This window comes from Lysinibacillus telephonicus (assembly GCF_039654155.1).
Classification (GTDB): Bacteria; Bacillota; Bacilli; order Bacillales_A; family Planococcaceae; genus Ureibacillus; species Ureibacillus telephonicus.
On sequence record NZ_CP155468.1, the window covers coordinates 3259197 to 3275302 of the forward strand.

Annotated in this window: 14 protein-coding genes, 19 tRNA genes and 1 pseudogene; 2 read left to right on the plus strand and 32 right to left on the minus strand. The window is 36.6% G+C overall.

Features of this window, described 5'->3' with window-relative positions; all coding sequences use genetic code 11:
• Positions 1-168: 168 nt before the first annotated feature.
• The 4 genes from MKY04_RS15640 to MKY04_RS15655 form a co-directional block, all read right to left on the minus strand.
• Entirely contained in the window at positions 169-948 is a 780-nt protein-coding gene (locus MKY04_RS15640) for an alpha/beta hydrolase family protein (protein ID WP_126294128.1), read from the minus strand.
• Positions 932-1399, minus strand: coding sequence for an NUDIX hydrolase (locus MKY04_RS15645; protein ID WP_126294129.1), 468 nt, complete (start codon positions 1397-1399; stop codon positions 932-934). The genes MKY04_RS15640 and MKY04_RS15645 overlap by 17 nt, the downstream gene beginning before the upstream one ends.
• A gap of 53 nt (positions 1400-1452) precedes the next feature.
• A complete protein-coding gene (locus MKY04_RS15650; protein WP_346234688.1) occupies positions 1453-1770 on the minus strand; it encodes a transposase in 318 nt (105 codons plus the stop codon).
• A gap of 204 nt (positions 1771-1974) precedes the next feature.
• Complete coding sequence (locus MKY04_RS15655) at positions 1975-2424, minus strand: Dps family protein (RefSeq protein WP_126294130.1); 450 nt, start codon at positions 2422-2424, stop codon at positions 1975-1977.
• A gap of 221 nt (positions 2425-2645) precedes the next feature.
• Here MKY04_RS15655 and yidD point away from each other — a divergent pair, with 221 nt between their 5' ends.
• Together yidD and MKY04_RS15665 are read left to right on the plus strand one after the other, a co-directional pair.
• Positions 2646-2879, plus strand: coding sequence for a membrane protein insertion efficiency factor YidD (yidD, locus tag MKY04_RS15660; protein WP_126294131.1), 234 nt, complete (start codon positions 2646-2648; stop codon positions 2877-2879).
• Positions 2880-2982: 103 nt separating this feature from the next.
• Entirely contained in the window at positions 2983-4005 is a 1023-nt protein-coding gene (locus MKY04_RS15665) for a metal ABC transporter solute-binding protein, Zn/Mn family (RefSeq protein WP_346234689.1), read from the plus strand.
• A 151-nt stretch (positions 4006-4156) separates the two neighbouring features.
• On the opposite strand, the gene MKY04_RS15670 is transcribed toward MKY04_RS15665, so the two are convergent.
• The 28 genes and pseudogenes from MKY04_RS15670 to MKY04_RS15805 all read right to left on the minus strand — a co-directional run bounded on the left by MKY04_RS15670 (position 4157) and on the right by MKY04_RS15805 (position 16102).
• Positions 4157-5304, minus strand: a protein-coding gene (locus MKY04_RS15670) for an IS3 family transposase (RefSeq protein WP_346234690.1) whose coding sequence is annotated in 2 segments (ribosomal slippage) — positions 4157-5031 and positions 5031-5304 — 1149 coding nt in all. Because the reading frame shifts where the segments join, the coding sequence is not laid out codon by codon here.
• Between the two features lie 123 nt (positions 5305-5427).
• Complete coding sequence (locus MKY04_RS15675; RefSeq protein ID WP_346234691.1) at positions 5428-6861, minus strand: o-succinylbenzoate--CoA ligase; 1434 nt, start codon at positions 6859-6861, stop codon at positions 5428-5430.
• A 158-nt stretch (positions 6862-7019) separates the two neighbouring features.
• Complete coding sequence (menB, locus tag MKY04_RS15680; protein ID WP_346234692.1) at positions 7020-7838, minus strand: 1,4-dihydroxy-2-naphthoyl-CoA synthase; 819 nt, start codon at positions 7836-7838, stop codon at positions 7020-7022.
• The gene (gene menH, locus MKY04_RS15685; protein WP_346234693.1) at positions 7835-8662 is read right to left on the minus strand and encodes a 2-succinyl-6-hydroxy-2,4-cyclohexadiene-1-carboxylate synthase; all 828 of its coding nucleotides are present in this window, start codon (positions 8660-8662) and stop codon (positions 7835-7837) included. The genes menB and menH overlap by 4 nt, the downstream gene beginning before the upstream one ends.
• Positions 8662-10377 carry a 2-succinyl-5-enolpyruvyl-6-hydroxy-3-cyclohexene-1-carboxylic-acid synthase gene (gene menD, locus MKY04_RS15690; protein ID WP_346234694.1) on the minus strand — a complete coding sequence of 572 codons (1716 nt, stop codon included), beginning with the start codon at positions 10375-10377 and terminating at the stop codon, positions 8662-8664. The genes menH and menD overlap by 1 nt, the downstream gene beginning before the upstream one ends.
• Positions 10370-11755 carry an isochorismate synthase gene (locus tag MKY04_RS15695; protein ID WP_346234695.1) on the minus strand — a complete coding sequence of 462 codons (1386 nt, stop codon included), beginning with the start codon at positions 11753-11755 and terminating at the stop codon, positions 10370-10372. The genes menD and MKY04_RS15695 overlap by 8 nt, the downstream gene beginning before the upstream one ends.
• A gap of 220 nt (positions 11756-11975) precedes the next feature.
• Positions 11976-12920: a dipeptidase gene (locus MKY04_RS15700; RefSeq protein ID WP_346234696.1), complete on the minus strand. Its 945-nt coding sequence runs from the start codon at positions 12918-12920 to the stop codon at positions 11976-11978.
• A gap of 88 nt (positions 12921-13008) precedes the next feature.
• The gene (locus MKY04_RS15705; protein ID WP_126294139.1) at positions 13009-13530 is read right to left on the minus strand and encodes a TraR/DksA C4-type zinc finger protein; all 522 of its coding nucleotides are present in this window, start codon (positions 13528-13530) and stop codon (positions 13009-13011) included.
• A 247-nt stretch (positions 13531-13777) separates the two neighbouring features.
• A pseudogene (locus MKY04_RS15710) lies at positions 13778-13938 on the minus strand (transposase); the annotation flags it as partial.
• 439 nt (positions 13939-14377) lie between these two features.
• Positions 14378-14449: transfer RNA gene (locus MKY04_RS15715), tRNA-Glu, on the minus strand.
• Between the two features lie 20 nt (positions 14450-14469).
• Positions 14470-14560, minus strand: a tRNA-Ser gene (locus MKY04_RS15720).
• Between the two features lie 3 nt (positions 14561-14563).
• Positions 14564-14638, minus strand: a tRNA-Asn gene (locus MKY04_RS15725).
• A 9-nt stretch (positions 14639-14647) separates the two neighbouring features.
• Positions 14648-14724 (minus strand) — tRNA-Ile (locus tag MKY04_RS15730).
• Between the two features lie 4 nt (positions 14725-14728).
• Positions 14729-14802: transfer RNA gene (locus MKY04_RS15735), tRNA-Gly, on the minus strand.
• 5 nt (positions 14803-14807) lie between these two features.
• A tRNA-Phe gene (locus tag MKY04_RS15740) sits at positions 14808-14883 on the minus strand.
• A gap of 10 nt (positions 14884-14893) precedes the next feature.
• Positions 14894-14969 (minus strand) — tRNA-Asp (locus tag MKY04_RS15745).
• A 3-nt stretch (positions 14970-14972) separates the two neighbouring features.
• Positions 14973-15049: transfer RNA gene (locus MKY04_RS15750), tRNA-Met, on the minus strand.
• Between the two features lie 36 nt (positions 15050-15085).
• Positions 15086-15178 (minus strand) — tRNA-Ser (locus tag MKY04_RS15755).
• A 15-nt stretch (positions 15179-15193) separates the two neighbouring features.
• A tRNA-Ile gene (locus MKY04_RS15760) sits at positions 15194-15270 on the minus strand.
• 8 nt (positions 15271-15278) lie between these two features.
• Positions 15279-15352, minus strand: a tRNA-Met gene (locus MKY04_RS15765).
• 17 nt (positions 15353-15369) lie between these two features.
• A tRNA-Ala gene (locus MKY04_RS15770) sits at positions 15370-15445 on the minus strand.
• Positions 15446-15476: 31 nt separating this feature from the next.
• A tRNA-Pro gene (locus tag MKY04_RS15775) sits at positions 15477-15553 on the minus strand.
• A 7-nt stretch (positions 15554-15560) separates the two neighbouring features.
• Positions 15561-15637 (minus strand) — tRNA-Arg (locus tag MKY04_RS15780).
• Between the two features lie 24 nt (positions 15638-15661).
• Positions 15662-15750: transfer RNA gene (locus MKY04_RS15785), tRNA-Leu, on the minus strand.
• A gap of 5 nt (positions 15751-15755) precedes the next feature.
• Positions 15756-15830: transfer RNA gene (locus tag MKY04_RS15790), tRNA-Gly, on the minus strand.
• Between the two features lie 18 nt (positions 15831-15848).
• A tRNA-Leu gene (locus tag MKY04_RS15795) sits at positions 15849-15930 on the minus strand.
• A gap of 15 nt (positions 15931-15945) precedes the next feature.
• A tRNA-Lys gene (locus MKY04_RS15800) sits at positions 15946-16020 on the minus strand.
• Positions 16021-16026: 6 nt separating this feature from the next.
• Positions 16027-16102: transfer RNA gene (locus tag MKY04_RS15805), tRNA-Thr, on the minus strand.
• Positions 16103-16106 lie beyond the last annotated feature (4 nt).

The following is a 16106-nucleotide window of genomic DNA, read 5'->3' on the forward strand; positions in this document are numbered from 1 at the left end:
TTTCTGAATAAATAGATAAATAACAAAATATCGGAAAAATTTTAATATTTTAAAATTTAAAAGAGAACCGCCCATTATTTTGTTTGGACGATTCCCTATTGACAAGGATCTTAATGCAAAAAAATAGAAGGACTGTCCAAATTTCTAGACAGTCCTCGCATTAAAAGATTAAATTGTTTTCATCCATTCACAAAGTGCTTTAACCGTTTTTCTGTTTACTTCAGGAGGATAATGGTGAGAAAGTCCAGATGCATACCATGTTTCCACCTGTTTCTTTTCTTCCATCAATTTTTGTTCAAGCTCATATGATTGATCAATGCTGACGTTGTCGTCTTCTGTTCCGTGAATAATAAGAACTGGTGCATTAATTTTATCAACTTTATAAAGTGGTGTTCGTTCATCATATTTTTCTTGTTCTTTATTCGGTGATCCACCGATTATTCTCTTTAATGTTCTACGCATATCTACACGTTCCATATACATTGAAGTTACATTTGAAACGCCGGCCCATGTTACGACCGATTTAATATCATTTCGTAAAATAGCTGTCCATAGTGCCATTAATCCGCCACGCGAAAAACCAAACAGATGTACATCATCCACATTTGCAATTTGTTTCAATAGTTCTACACTATTTACAGCATCGCAGCGATCGTCACCAGCAAATTCATCCCTTCCTTCCCCTCCCCGATTTCCTCGATAGTAGGGGGCAAAAACGACAAACCCATGACTCGCAAATTGAGCAATTCGACTCGGTCGAACCATTCCGATAGATTGCAATCCACCGCGCAAATAAAGAAGAGCTCTATATTTCCCTTGTGCTTTTGGTTTTGCAAGTAATCCCTTTACACGATATCCTTGTGACCAATATACAATTTCTTGTAATTGTACAGTTGAATTGGGTGACGGATAGCTTCTTATAGATTCAATACTACCATTGTCTTTCATGATACTTCACTTCCTGTAACATCTTTTTCATTCCATCATCCTTCATGAAGAAGCTTAAATTTGAATGATTCATTAATTCTTCAGTTGAAAGCCATGTCATACCGATTGTTTCATACTCTCCGATAAAGGGATCTACTTTTTCAACTTTCCCTGTAAATACCGCCTTACAAAAAGGTACTTTATCATGCACGACATAGTATGCAAACCATTTTAAATCTGTTATATGTACAGCTGTTTCCTCATAAACTTCACGGATAGCTGCCTGTTGTAAGGTTTCACCAGGCTCAACTTTGCCTCCAGGAAATTCTACACCGCGTTTTTTATTAATTGTACAAAGCCATTTTCCTTGATAAAGCACAAAAACAATTACATGCTTTGGCTCAATATCAAATGGACCTTCATCAAATCTTAAATTCACCTTACATCCATTATTATCTATAAAAGTAAACATCCCTTTGCTCATCTCCTATACTTATTATAGTCTAGCTAAGGGATGCACTGTAATCAATGGAAATATGGCAGTTGCTTGACAAATTCTTTTGTATGGTCATCTCCAAATTCATGGATAAGAGCATAAATTTTTTTTAATCGAGTATCAATTTCATCGTTAGATGCATCTAAATGATATGGGATATAAGGAAGATGTGCGCGTACAGCATTATCAAATTCTAATGAATCGATTTGCATAAATAGTCTTTCGAATATTTGTGCTTTATTTTGATCCAATTGAAGTTTAAATTCACATGGCAACCCTAAAGGAATATAACTAAAGGACTGGTTTAGGACTGAAACGTAAATTGTTGTTTGATCTATGATAATCACTCCTTTTCATTAAGTATGGTACGAAAAAATAGTAGTTATTCAAAAGTGTACAGCCACAAAAATTGTTAAAAGTTTTCTAGTTAAAATAAAAAATCCGCCGTTAAAGCGGATTTTTCTATGATAAATAAAAAGTAATTGATTTATGATAGTCGTTTTTCTTAGCAGTCCGATTGCTTTACCCTATTCATTGTAAAGCTTTAATTTTTATTGGTTATTCCCTAAAAACGCTGACAGCATCCATGTATGTTTTTCTAAGCTCTGAACAACCGCATTTAGCATATCCTCTGTGCGGTCATCACCTTCTTCAGCTGCTTTTCCCATTGCTTCTTTTAAAGCAGTCATAATTGTTTTAAAGTCAGAAATTGTCGTTTGTACCATTTCTTCAGTCGACTCTGTTCCAGTTGCTTCTTTAATGTGTGACATTTGAAGATGCTCTGATAAGGTTGCTACTGGCTTTCCCCCTTTTGTAAGGATACGCTCAGCAACTTCATCTAAATTTAATGTTACTTCATTGTACAGCTCTTCAAATTTTGCGTGAAGTGTGAAGAAGGAAGGGCCGTTTACGTACCAATGATAGTTGTGTAATTTCGTATAAAGTACGGACCATGTTGCAACTAAATCATTTAATTGTTCAATTAATGTTTTGTTTGCCATAAAAATCACCTCAACCGGATAATGTAATTAGGAAATGCTATAAATTAAACTAGTTGTTGCATATAATTCAAAAAATAAAATGATAATACATCTTTACTATAACCGTTCTTCTAAAAATTAAACATCCGGTGAACATAAAAGCATTTTGTTACTTCTATTTAAGAGAAGTGGTATATTTAGAAAATAAATAGATTTTAATATAAAAATCAGGAGTAAAAAAAATGAAATATCCCTTTATTTGGCTCATTCAATTTTATCGAAAATTTATTTCACCTATAACGCCTCCAACTTGCCGTTTTCACCCAACTTGCTCTCAATATGGCTTAGAAGCTTTTCAAAAGCATGGAGCAATTAAAGGTTTAATATTAACGATTATTCGCATATTAAAATGTCAACCATTTCATCCTGGAGGATTTGATCCGGTACCAGAAAAATGGCCTTCGAAAAAAAAATAAAATCGGAGGCTTTTTTTTATTGTTATTTTTTCATTGTTCATGTATTATTGAAAATGTTGAAAATACAAATCGTAATTATTACTATTTAAAAAGGTGTGATTTAATGAAAAAATTATCATTTTTATTATTGTTTGCACTAATACTTGTTTTAACAGCTTGTAATAGTACAAACATTGATACGAATTCAGTTAGTGAAACTACTTCGAATCAAGAAGAATCTAAGAAATTAAATATTTATACTACAGTTTATCCATTAAGCTACTTTGCAGAACGTATTGGTGGAGACTACGTAAATGTTTCTTCCATCTATCCTCCTGGAGCAAATGAGCATACGTTTGAACCAACTCAGCAAGATATGATGAAATTGGCTGACTCTGACTTATTTTTCTACATCGGTCTTGGATTAGAAGGCTTTGTTGAAAATGCAAAAGAAACTTTAGAAAATGAAAATGTTAAACTTGTTGCAGCAGCTGATAGTGTTTCAGATGAAAAGTTAAATGCAACAACAGAACATGAACATGCACATGAAGAAGAAGAGCATGAGCATGCAGAAGATGAACATGCACATGAAGAAGGATCTCATGATGAGCATAACCATGGAGATATTGATCCTCATATTTGGTTATCTCCTACTATTTCACAAGATTTAGCATTATCAATTAAAAATGAACTTGTTGAAACTTTGCCAGAACAAGAAAAAACATTCAATGATAACTATAACCAATTAGTCTCAGAGCTTGAATCATTAGATCAAGATTTTAAAAAAATGGCTTCTGAAGCTGCAACAAAAACATTCTTTATATCTCATGCTTCATTTGGCTATATTGCCCAAACATATGGATTAGAGCAGGTTGCAGTTGCTGGGCTAAACTCGCAAAGTGAACCTTCTCAAAAAGAATTAACGCAAATTGTTGAGCAAGCAAAAGAATTAAATATAAAATATATTTTATTTGAACAAAACGTTTCTTCTAAACTTGCTTCAGTTATTCAAAAGGAAGTAGGTGCAGATACACTAACATTGCATAACCTAAGCGTATTAACAGAAGAAGATATCAAAAATAATGAAACTTATTTTACATTGATGGAAAAGAATATTGACACGTTACAGAAAGCTTTAAATCCATAAAGTAGCATATAAACAGCCTTTAGCTATAATATTCACTTCTTTTGAATCAAAAAGGCGTATACAACGAGTGGAACTACGACCTTTATCTAATAAAAGACCCCGAATAATTGACAGGTACTGACCATCATTTTTGAGACAATAAGAAAACACCCTACTTTACAGTTAGTTGACGGTATTTTACCGGCGATTGGCTGTTTAGTTTCGTTTGAATACGGATATTGTTATAATAATTTATATAGTTTTCGACGATTTGGATCACATGCGCATTCGTTGTGCGATTGATTCCGTCGAGATAGAACGTTTCAGACTTTAGCGAGGAGTGAAACGTTTCAATTGGAGAATTATCAGCGGGCGTGCCTTTACGAGACATGCTCATGGTAATTCTTTTTTCTTTTACTGCCTTTTGATAGTCATAGGACGTATATACAGAACCTTGATCGCTATGCAGGATACAGCCTTCAGGTAATTCTGGTAGCTGATTTAATGTATCTAAAACAAACTCTGTATCTTGAGTAAATCCGATTGTACGCGCTACAATCTCGCCATTAAAGACATCTAGAATACTTGAAAGATACATCATTGATTGACCAAAAGGCAAGTAGGTAATATCTGTTACTAACTTTTCAAATGGTGCTTCCGCTGTAAATTCACGATTTAATAAATTCGGTGCGACGTATGCTGGTTGTCCAGTGCTTTTACGTTTCTTCACTTTTACTCGACACTGCCAATTATATTTTTGCATTACTTTTTGTACTGTATTTTCACTTATCGGTTCTCCATAAATGCTTGTGATTTTTCGGTATCCGTATCGATATTTATGAAGTTTACACAACTCACCAATTCTCTTATCCCGAATATCTTTCTTTGTTTCAACGTTAGTATTCTTTTTCCAACGATAATAAGATGATCTACCTACCCCCAAGTGGTCACAGATTTCACCAATTGTCATGACTTCTTTTAGTTCTTCTACCAATTGCACAACTATTCTTGGCACCACTTCCTTTCCAATTCTGCGTACTTTTTTAAAACTTCAATTTGTTGCTTTAAATAACGATTCTCAGCCTTTAATTTAGCTGTTTCATTTTCATATTCTGGTCCTTTACCAAAGGTATATTGCTTTCCAACTGGCTGTTCAAGGCGATGAAGTTCTCCATTTCGATACCACTTCATCCACGTTTTTAGTTGTGTATAATTTCGAATATTCAATTCTTCTAAAACTTGATTAACAGGTATTCCTGCTAACCTCATTTCGATTGCTTTCATTTTAATTTCTACTGGATAACTAACTCTTGTTCCCATAGAAAAAACACCTCCACGTTGGATTTATAGGTTTAATACCCGTTTTTCAACGAAAGGTGTTTTTATTTGTCTCATTTTTTTAGGTCAGTGCGACAAATATACAGTCAATTTTCGAGGTCTTTTTTATAATAATTTTTTTAGCTTTCTTCTTAATAATTTATTAGAGCCATTTCGCGGAAGTGCTTGTACAAAGTAAATCTGTTTAGGTACTTTATATTTTGCTAATCTCGTTAAACAAAACTCTTTTATTTGCTCTTTCGAAACATCATATTTTAGGACAACAAATGCCGCTGGTACTTCTCCCCATGTTTCATCCGCCATACCACAAACGCCCGCCTCGCGAATTGCATCATGGCTCATTAACACATTTTCAATTTCGGCTGGATAAATATTTTCTCCACCAGAAATAATTAAATCTGAACGGCGATCTATAACAAAAAGATACCCTTCCTCATCTAAATATCCAATATCGCCTGTATGAAGCCAACCATCCTCAGTTGCACTTTTTTCTGAAAAACGGCCTATATACCCAGGTGTAACATGTGGTCCACGTATTAATATTTCGCCTTCATTTTTAGGGCCACTTGCATTAGCAATTTTTATTTGATTGAAAAATAAAGGTTTCCCGGCAGAACCTATTTTTCTAAATGCATCTTCATAAGATAATGTTGCTGTTTGTGATGAGGTTTCAGTCATTCCATATGTTTGAGATACAGCTAACCCGAGACGTTTTGCCCTCTCAAGATAATTTACTGGCACAGGGCCTCCTCCAGCAAGTATGATTTTAAACCTTGGAGAAGCTTTTAAGTTTTGCTCCTCTAATCCATGTAAAATTCTCTCTAATGTGAAAGCAACAACTGACATATGCGTTACTTCACCATAAGCTATATCATGAATAGCCTCTTCTTTATCAAACTTTTTATATAGCTTTACTTGATTCCCATATAGCAATGAACGTACTAAAATTGAGAAACCACTAATGTGAAATAATGGAACAGCGCACAGCCAAACATCATCTTCTGATAATCCGATATTTAAAACGGATGATAGGGCGCTTGCTTGATGGTTTCCAACTGTTTGTCGAACCCCTTTTGGAAAACCAGTTGTTCCCGATGTATACATAATCGATGTTGTTTGTTCTAAAGACCATTCTTCATTAATGGATATTTCCTGCACCTTAATTTTCTCTACATCTGAAAATAAAAGGAATGTTGTTTGTTCTGGAAGTAATTCAAGATCTTCATCGTCAACTAACACAACAGATACTTCCGAATCTTGTATTTGGTACTGCAGCTCACCTTTTGATAATTTACGATTAAGCATCACCATCTCACATTGCAAATGCATACAAGCATACATCATAAAAACAGATTGTGGATGATTAGGTCCTAATATCGCAACTCGCTCTTTTCGTTTAATCCCTAAAGCAATAAGCTGCTGAGCTCTTTTTACAGAGATATCTCTAATTTGCTCAAAAGTCCATGATTCGTGTTCAAATTTAAGTGCAATACGTGTTGGCGTTAAACGTGCACGTTGTAAAATCCAGTTAGGATACATTTTTCTTCCTCCTACTACTACTTGCAATAGTACTATTTTAACGCTATCACCTATAGTCTTCAAAAAAATATATAAAAAAGAGGAGATTAGAAATTTATTTTTCTAACCCCCTCCTTTTAAATAAAAACTAAACTTTTGAAAAGCTTAATGCCCTTGCATTAAGGGAATCTTGGGAATTGACCAAAGTCTGGCTTGCGTTTTTCTTTAAATGCATCTCGGCCTTCTTTTGCTTCATCAGTTGTGTAGTAAAGAAGTGTAGCGTCTCCAGCCATTTGTTGAAGTCCTGCTAAACCATCTGTATCCGCATTCATTGCTGCTTTTAGGAAGCGAAGAGCAGTTGGCGACATTTCAAGCATTTCTTCACACCATTTTACTGTTTCGTCTTCTAATTGTTCTAAAGGTACTACAGTGTTAACTAGACCCATTTCAAGAGCTTGCTGTGCATCGTATTGACGGCATAAGTACCAAATTTCACGAGCTTTCTTGTGGCCAACGATACGTGCTAAATAACCTGAACCATATCCAGCATCGAAGGAACCTACTTTTGGTCCTGTTTGACCGAAGCGAGCATTTTCCGCCGCAATTGTTAAGTCACATACTACATGTAATACATGTCCACCACCAATTGCATATCCAGCTACCATTGCAACAACTGGTTTTGGAATAACACGAATTAAACGCTGTAAGTCTAATACGTTTAGACGTGGGATGTTATCATCGCCAACATAACCACCATGGCCGCGTACTTTTTGGTCGCCGCCTGAACAGAAGGCCATTTCACCTTCTCCTGTTAGGATAATTACTCCTACATTTTTATCATCTCTTGCTCGCGAAAATGCATCAATCATTTCCTCAACTGTTTTAGGTCGAAATGCATTGCGAACTTCTGGACGGTTAATCGTAATTTTTGCAATTCCATTATAGAACTCATACTTAATATCTTCGTAAGTATGTAAAGTTGTCCATTCACGCGTCATTGAATTACCCCCTTATTTCTTTTTAAAGCGTCCTCTACTATTGTAGCAAATTGCTTAGGATTTTCCACATGAATTGCATGTCCTGTATTTTCGACTAGTACATGTTCTCCATTTGGCAATTCTTCAATCATTTTTTGTGCGATAAAACAAAATTTCCCATCCAATGAACCGGTTATTAAAGTAACTGGTAAGTCGATGTTGTTAAGTTGAGACCAAAGCTCGTCTTGTGCCCCTGTTCCCATTCCACGTAGACTATTAGCTAGTCCAATTTCTGTTTGTGCTAATCTTTCTTCCCTTACAGCTTGTTGAATAGGGGCAGGTAAAGTTTTTTGAGTAGCAAATAGAGCAATGTTTTCCCACGTTTCTACAAAAGCTTTGATGCCTTGTTGTTCAATTTTATTTGCAAGTGCTTCATCAGACATTCTTCTAGCAGCCCGTTCTTCCTCTGTTTTTAAACCGGGAGAAGCACTTTCCAAAATCAATTGTTTTACTCGTTTTGGATACGCAACAGTATAAAATAATGCCACACGTCCTCCCATTGAGTAGCCCAGCAGTACAAATTGTTCTAAATCTAATTGAATAAAGGTTTGCTCTAATAACTTTATTTGCGCCTGCATTGTGTAGCTCGAAACATCCTCAGGAGCCTCAGTTTGTCCATGACCGATTAAATCAATAGCAATGATTCGAATATTGGGCAAGTATGAAGCAACCTGCTCCCATGTCCCAACAGTTCCTGTAAATCCGTGAAGCATGACAATTGTCTGTTCTGCAGCTTTATTCCATATTCGAACATGTACTTTTATTCCATTGACAGATAATATCATTATTCCAACTCCGTATGAATTCGTTGCCAAAGATTACGATGGGCAATCACATTTTTTTGACGGTCTGTAAATATTTCAATTAAACGCAATGGATTTTCATTTTCTTTGTTGAATAATTGATTCAATTCATTGAACTCTTGAATTCGAACATATTCCATATTGTACATATTCGCTACTGCTTCAAACTGTAATGATGTTGGTGTTCCAAATAAATCCTCATAATACTCTTTTACTGTTGATTGTGATAGATAAGAGAAAATGCCTCCCCCATCATTATTTAATACAATTACAGTAATTTTACATGGCTGATAACGAGTTGTAATAAGTGCATTCACATCATGTAAAAATGCTAAGTCGCCAATTAATAGGAAAAGCTCCCGTTCTTTCCTTCCTTGACTAAAGCCAATTGCCGTTGACATAACACCATCGATGCCATTTGCACCTCGATTTGCAAAGATTTGAATATCTTTAGATGTTGGCAATAAAAAAGTATCAATATCACGAATTGGCATACTGCTGCTTACAAAAAGATCACTTTCGTTCGGTAAGTTCTCTAGCAAATATCGAACAACGGCACCTTCATCTGATTCAATTTCAGCATATTCCTTAATATGCTTCACCGCTACCTCTTCGCTATTACGCCATTTATTTAAATAATCTTTATCAAAATTACTGCTATCAATGTTCAATTCATTTAACCAGTTGCCTACATTGGCGTGAATAAAATGAGTTGAAACTGCACTTGAATCTCGGAACATTGGATCTTCGTCAATGACTATATAATTACTAGGCAGCGATTCTGTTAAAAATATTGTTAAAAATTTTGATACCGGTTGGGCTCCAAAGCGAATTACAGTATCAGCTACGACTTTTTCTTTAAAGTTACTGTTTTTTAACAATGCATCGTATGTAGAAATTATATAAGGTGCGCAATCCTCAGGTACATTAGTTCTAAGATTTGATAAGCTTTCAACAAGAACAGGCCATTTTAATTTGCGGATAAATGACCAAATTTGCTTTAAGTCTGACCCAAGCGCTAGTTCACCGACAATAATAAACCCTCTTTTAGTTTGATTAATAGCCGTTGCAAGTACATCTTTTGCCTGTTCTGACGGAGCTATTATGCCAATAAAGCTGCTATGAAAGGTTTGTGCTGGAAGCTCTTCTTGAAAATCAATAAGCAATGGTTCTCGAAACGGAACATTAAAATGAACAGGACCAAATGGAGCAGTAGTGGCAATATTAACTCCACGTGCAATATGACGTTCAATATATGGCAATGTTTGCTTTGCCCCATCCGGAATCGGAAACTCCGCAGTCCATTTAACCTGTTCCCCATAAAGCCTTATTTGATTAATAGCTTGAGGTGCACCAACCTCACGTAATTCATGAGGACGATCCGCTGTTATAACAACTAAGGGTACTCGAGCATATTTTGCTTCTACGATTGCAGGGAAATAGTTTGCTGCAGCGGTACCAGAAGTACATAAGAGTACAACTGGTTTTGCTTTAGCTTTTGCTATACCTAATGCAAAGAATGCTGCTGAACGTTCATCTACTTGTCTATAAACATTAAGATTTTTTGTTGAAGCAAACGCATATGCTAGCGGCGTCGAGCGAGAACCAGGACTAATTACAATATCTTCAACACCATTTTGAACTAAAGATGCTACAACTTGATATACATATCTCGTTAAAATTTCACGTTCATTCATTCAATTGTCCTCCTAAAGCGCGCAGCATTGGACGGAATTTCACTAACGTTTCCTCATATTCAGAAGTTGGCTCCGAATCAGCTACAATCCCACCGCCTGCGTATAAAAATGCCTTATTATTAATTTGCACAGCAGATCGAATAGCTACAGCAAATTCACCATTTCCCTCTGCATCAATCCATCCTAACGGAGCTGCATACAATCCACGATTCATCGATTCGTATCTACGAATAACAGCTAATGCTTCCTTGCGAGGGACTCCGCCTAAAGCAGGCGTGGGATGTAAGTGCTTCACCAGTTGCAAAATTGTTGCATCTGGCGTTAATTTTCCCTCAACAGGTGTATAGAGATGTTGGATATCACGTATTTTTAATAATTTTGGGTTTTTAGGCACTTTGTAATCAAGGCAATTCTTTGCAAACGTTTCCGCAATCATCTCAACTACATATCGATGCTCACCTAAATTTTTGGCATCGTTTAATAAGCTTTGTCCAAGCATTTTATCTTCTTCTGCAGTTTTACCACGCTTTATGGATCCTGCTACACAAGATGAAAAAGCATTCCCATCCTCTACTTTTACTAATCGTTCTGGTGAGGCGCCAAAGAATAAAAGGTCATCACGTTCTAAACCAAATAAATAGCTCTCGGGTTGTTCATTGATTACATGTGATAACACTTGTGGAGATGTTAAAGTATCACTAAATGCCATTTCAAGAGCTCTAGCAATAACAACTTTTTCTGCCTTGTTTTGTTTAATTAAACTTGTAACTTCATTAATTGAATTTAAATAGTCTTCCTTATAAAGCTCAAGATAATTTGCCATTGCTGGTTTTTCATACATTTTTACTTCTCTTACTTGAGCTGCATGAATTAAATGATCTCGTTCTTGGCGTAATGCCTCAAATTCCTCTAAGCTATCTTCCTTATCTGTCACTAAATGAATGCTTACATATGCATTATCATTCCGGATGACAAGCTGAAAAGTAGCTACTGCAAAAAAGCTTTGAGGAAAATCTCTCCATACATCTTTTTTGTCATTTTCCGGATCGAAAGTAAATCCACCAAAAAGTATAGGTTGTGGTTCACTCTCTTCCTTTACGATATTTTTCGTAAGTTCTTTCCACTCTTCTTCAACAAGGTCAAAGCGATTGTTATTCGCATTATTTTCAATAACGTAGGCATGACCAAGACCTACTAAAGTAAACGTCTTTTCACGATTTTGCCAGAAAAATCGTTGTCCTTTATATTGTTTTTCACCTGCTGCAAAAAATGCTAACGCAGATAATCGGTTAACTTCAATCGTTTCTATATAGAAGGATAATTTTGAGTTAACTGTTCCCACTTCTACTTCAGTGGTCTGTAACCACTTCTGATGCATGAAACTTCCCTCCGTCAAAAAATCAATAATTCGCATAAAAATAGCAGAAATATAATTCTGCTACCTATAACAACTATTATTGAATAACTAACATCGAATTATTTATTATCATTTCTATCATATCACTTTTTTCTCACTTACAATATCGATATCACTTATTCCCTTAGATTTTTTATATGTAAAAATAACAAAACTCTCCATAATAAAAAGCGCAAAATTATTACATTTTGCGCCCTTCAATAGTAGATACAAAATTAACTAAACCTGAATAAGCCAATAAATTAACTTCATCTTCAGTAAATTTTTCTAATAAAGCTTGAATAAAGTTTGGAAATTCAGATGCATTTGATAATTTCTCTACAAACAATGGCTCAATTCCATCAAAATCGGAGCCAAATCCAATATTCTCTATCCCTACAAGATTTGATAAATGCTCTACATGTTTTACTAACGTTTCTATTGTAGCATGGTCTTCTCCTTTTTGAATAAATGGCGGATAAAATACGACGTGGATTCTTCCCCCATGGTTAACTAATTGTTTTACTTGGTCATCCGTTAAGTTTCGTGGATGATCACATAATGTTCTTGCATTACAATGACTAGCTAAAATATATTTTGATAATGGCAGCAAGTCATAAAATCCCTTTTCATTTAGATGAGCTACATCGATAATAATATTACGTTCATTCAATAAATCGATAACATCTTTAGCAAATGGCTTTAACCCTTTTGAGCTATCTTCTAATGTTCCATAAGCGACTTCATTTTCGTAATTCCATGTTAAACCGACTAATTTAACACCTGCATCTAAAATCACTCGAAGTTTTTCAAGATCGTCCCCAATACAATCACAGCCTTCCAAACTTAATACAGCACCAATTTGTCCATCCTCTAGGTCATTAATTTGATTCCATTCCGTTATATGAATCATTTCAGGTTCACTTAAAACTTTTGTATGAAAGGCTTCAATTTGACGTGCAGCTTCTAAAAATTTTCGTTCTTGTGGAACACTTGGATGAATAAAAATTGCAAATACTTGAACTTTTACATTACCGGCCTTTAAGTTGTTTAAATTGGCATCGAGCCTACTATCATTTCGAAAATCTACATTTTCCAATCGAGTTAATTTTTCCAATACATCACAATGTAAATCAATAATCTGCATGTATCCACCACCATTTAAGTCTTTTATACATTGTATAAAATTTGGCAGATAGATTCCATATTTATTTAAATATCAGTTTTCCGGTTAATTATTGTAGCCGATCACGAATTGATGTTTCTTGGTTATTTTGATGAATAATCTCTTGTGGTACATCTTGTGGACTATCTGAAGAAGGAAATTCTCCAGAACCATCTTCGAAATCTACTGTTTTTAAAGATTTATGTGTTAGCTCATCCATGATTACCTCTTCTACAGGTCTTGTTTCCATATCAATTTTCTCCTGGCTATGCTCTTTACAAGTTAATGTAGACGGCACAGCCTCTAGTCTTTCAAAAGATATTTCCTTATGACAAACCTTGCATTTACCATATGTCCCATCGTCAATTGCCTTTAATGCTGCTTCTATTTTATCTATACTTTCTTGTTTATAGTCATCCATTGCATATTCTGTTAGCTGGATAGTTAAATCAGAAGCATTGTCTCCTGGGTGATTATCATAATTCGATAATTCAGTTCGGTCTATATCATCATGTGTTTCTATTCCCTCTTTTAAGTCCTTTAATTCTTCTAATAATTGGTTTTTCAATTGTTCGATTTGTGATTGATTCATGTCATTTCCTCCTTCTACGTATCATTAATTTTTGCTTAAATTAGTTTTTTCAAACGTAGAAAAATTGAAAACTGCATAAATTCTGAAATACAGTAATATCAAAAAGCTAATTTAATTCTCTTTAGTGATGAAACGTATCATAATAGTTTATTAAAGAGGATTAAAAATCTTTTTAAATTTATATTTTGTACAAATTAAGTTTTTTAGACTCTTTGTCAATAGGCGGGGCTGACATCATTTCCCACCCCTATCCAATAACGTTTTCAATATTTTCATAGTGATGTGTTAATAGTAATTTTGCACGGAAACGCTTGAAACTTCTAAAAGCCAAAAGCGTTTCGTTTTATTACCTTAGTTAAACTCTTACACAAATCCATTTGAATAATTAAATACAAAGCTATTTATGATAAGACATGTATTAAAAACGGTCCATAGTAAATAATTCGGTAGATTAAACAATTTTACAATAAAAAAATCTCTAAATATATTTTACTAAAGTTGCTGTGGCAAAAGATTAAGATAGGAGTTAAGTGAAATATGAATTCTAACATAAATTTACCTGGACTTAAAGAAACAAAGAAATAAGAGAAGGACAATATATTATCTATTTTGATATCTTTGAAAAAACATTGTCGTCTTACATGGGGGAAAGAAACGCAGCGTGTTCATAATTATCGAATCCAAATAAGCATTTAAAAGTCATGGTGTGAAAAACTATATTTATTAAAAAACGCCGTTATATCTATACCCCATTGGTAATCAGGTATAGGGATACATCTTGCTTTTCTCTTATTCTTCAAAAAAAAAACACTCTCAAGATATTTAATATCTTGAGAGTGTTTTTTGATGACCCGTACGGGATTCGAACCCGTGTTACCGCCGTGAAAGGGCGGTGTCTTAACCACTTGACCAACGGGCCAAACGCACAAAAACTATGTATGGCGGAGAAGGAGGGATTTGAACCCTCGCGCCGGTTACCCGACCTACACCCTTAGCAGGGGCGCCTCTTCAGCCTCTTGAGTACTTCCCCATATGGCTCCGAAGGTAGGACTCGAACCTACGACCGATCGGTTAACAGCCGATTGCTCTACCACTGAGCTACTTCGGAATATTGTTATGGTGGGCCTAAATGGACTTGAACCATCGACCTCACGCTTATCAGGCGTGCGCTCTAACCAGCTGAGCTATAGGCCCCTATTGGAGCGGGTGATGGGAATCGAACCCACGACATCAGCTTGGAAGGCTGAGGTTTTACCATTAAACTACACCCGCGTTAATGGTGGGTCGAGACGGAATCGAACCGCCGACACTTTGAGCTTCAGTCAAATGCTCTACCAACTGAGCTATCGACCCATTTTAAAAATGGCGGTCCCGACCGGGATCGAACCGGCGATCTCCTGCGTGACAGGCAGGCATGTTAACCGCTACACCACGGGACCTTTTGGTTGCGGGGACAGGATTTGAACCTGTGACCTTCGGGTTATGAGCCCGACGAGCTACCGAACTGCTCCACCCCGCGATAATATAAATGATAGTAATTATTAGATTAAATAAATGGCGGAGGAAGAGGGATTCGAACCCCCGCGCGGTTTAACCCGCCTGTCGGTTTTCAAGACCGATCCCTTCAGCCGGACTTGGGTATTCCTCCGTTTTATTATTCTAATGGTGGACCTTGCAGGACTCGAACCTGCGACCGGACGGTTATGAGCCGTCTGCTCTAACCAACTGAGCTAAAGGTCCTTTAAAGATGGCGGCAGAGGGGATCGAACCCCCGACCTTACGGGTATGAACCGTACGCTCTAGCCAGCTGAGCTACGCCGCCGGGATCCTTATTATGGTTGGTGGAGCCTAGCGGGATCGAACCGCTGACCTCCTGCGTGCAAGGCAGGCGCTCTCCCAGCTGAGCTAAGGCCCCATAATTATTATTAAAAGTTCACTTTATTCTATGGTCGGGAAGACAGGATTCGAACCTGCGACCCCTTGGTCCCAAACCAAGTGCTCTACCAAGCTGAGCTACTTCCCGTATCTTTTGGCGCGCCTGGCAGGAGTCGAACCCACAACCTTCTGATCCGTAGTCAGACGCTCTATCCAATTGAGCTACAGGCGCTACATCTTGACATGATTTTTATAATGGTGCCGAGGACCGGAATCGAACCGGTACGGTAGTCACCTACCGCAGGATTTTAAGTCCTGTGCGTCTGCCAGTTCCGCCACCCCGGCACATTTGGAGCGGAAGACGGGGTTCGAACCCGCGACCCCCACCTTGGCAAGGTGGTGTTCTACCACTGAACTACTTCCGCATGTGCTTATCTTTTAGATGCGGGTGAAGGGAGTCGAACCCCCACGCCTTGCGGCGCTAGATCCTAAGTCTAGTGCGTCTGCCAATTCCGCCACACCCGCATATTTTATTAAAACTGGTGAGCCATGAAGGACTTGAACCTTCGACCCTCTGATTAAAAGTCAGATGCTCTACCACTGAGCTAATGGCTCGAAAAATGGTGCCGGCGAAAGGACTTGAACCCTCAACCTACTGATTACAAGTCAGTTGCTCTACCAATTGAGCTACACCGGCTTTA